The sequence below is a fragment of the Rhodococcus sp. NPDC003382 genome, from assembly GCF_053589135.1.
The window spans coordinates 1-1,517 of sequence record NZ_JBSFRH010000113.1 but is presented as its reverse complement, the minus strand read 5'-3'; the positions used below and the strand labels follow the sequence as shown (position 1 = coordinate 1,517).

Annotated in this window: 1 protein-coding gene; it reads left to right on the top strand. The window is 69.8% G+C overall.

Annotated elements, in window-relative coordinates:
- Positions 1-155 precede the first annotated feature (155 nt).
- A partial coding sequence (gene istA, locus ACWDUD_RS30620) for an IS21 family transposase (protein ID WP_450111776.1) occupies positions 156-1,517 on the top strand: 1,362 nt, incomplete at its 3' end.

The following is a 1,517-nucleotide window of genomic DNA, read 5'->3' as shown; positions in this document are numbered from 1 at the left end:
GAGAAAGTCCCCACTGGTGGCCGAGTAACGGTCCCCACCGGTGGCCAGGTGAAAGTCCCCGCCTCGTGTTCGTCGTGATTCCCACCGGAACGCCAGGCCTGAGCGGTGAAGGTGAAGGTGCCACCCAGTCACCTGTCACCGCCCAGGGAGTTCCATTGAAGTCTGCGAAGGACCGCATGGACATCATTTCCGCCTACCGCGAGGTCGGCACCTACCGCGGCGCCGCCGAGATGTGCGGCACCACCCACAAAACCGTCCGCCGGGTCATCGAACGATTCGAGGCCGGCGACACCCCACCCTCACGACAACCCCGCCCCCGCAACTACGACACCGTCACCGAGATCGTCGCAGAACGCGTCGCCTCCTCCCGGGGCAGAATCTCCGCCAAGCGTCTGCTCCCGATCGCCGCGGCCGCCGGATACACCGGTTCGGACCGCAACTTCCGCCGCCTCGTCGCCGACGAGAAAACCAAGTGGCGCAAGAACAATCACCGCGGTCGCCGGCCCGCCGTGTGGACACCGGGCGAATACCTGGTCATCGACTGGGCCACCCTCGGTGCCGGCCTGCACCTGTTCTGCGCGGTGCTGGCGTATTCACGGTGGCGGTTCGTCGCCTTCGCCACCGACGAACGCGCCGCCACCACCTTGACGCTGATCGCCGAGGCCCTCGCCGCGATCGGCGGGGTGCCCACCAAGGTCCTGGCCGACCGGATGGCCTGCCTCAAGGGCGGAGTCGTGGCGAACGTGGTGGTCCCGACCCCGGACTACGTGCGGATGGCCACCCACTACGGGTTCCGCCCCGACTTCTGCCACGCCGCCGACCCCGAATCGAAGGGCATCGTCGAACACCTCGTCGGCTACGCCCAACGCGACCTGGTCGTCCCGCTGCTCACCGACGCCGACCTGTCCGGCCGACCGGTGGACCTGACCACCGCGAACGCAGCCGCCCAGACCTGGTGCATCGAGGTCAACACCCGAGTGCACACCGAGATCGACGCGGTCCCCGCCCAGCGCCTGCGCGAGGAACAGGCCGTGCTCGGACCGCTGCCGTCGCTGCGACTGCAGATCGGGCCGCCACCGGTGACCCGCAAGGTCGACAAGCTCTCCTGCATCCGCTTCGGCTCGGCCCGCTATTCGGTGCCGACCCGACTGATCGGGGCCACCGTCACCGTCACCGCCGGCGAGGGGCGACTGCTGATCGCCGACCCCGCCACAGGGGAGGTCGCCGCCGATCACGCGCTCACCGCCCCGGGCACCGCGTCGATCCTCGACGAGCACTACCCGACCCCACGACAGGCTCCCAGTCGCGGTCCGCGACCGAAAACCGAAGTCGAGAAACGATTCTGCGCACTCGGTCCGGTCGCCGAACAGTTCCTCGTCGGCGCCGCCGCGGCCGCCAACACCCGCCTGCCCGCCGAACTCGCGGTGCTCCTGGACCTGCAGGCCGCGCACGGCACCGACGCCCTGCTCGCCGCGTTGACCCGGGCAGTGGCGTTCCGGCGGTTCCGCGCCGACGAC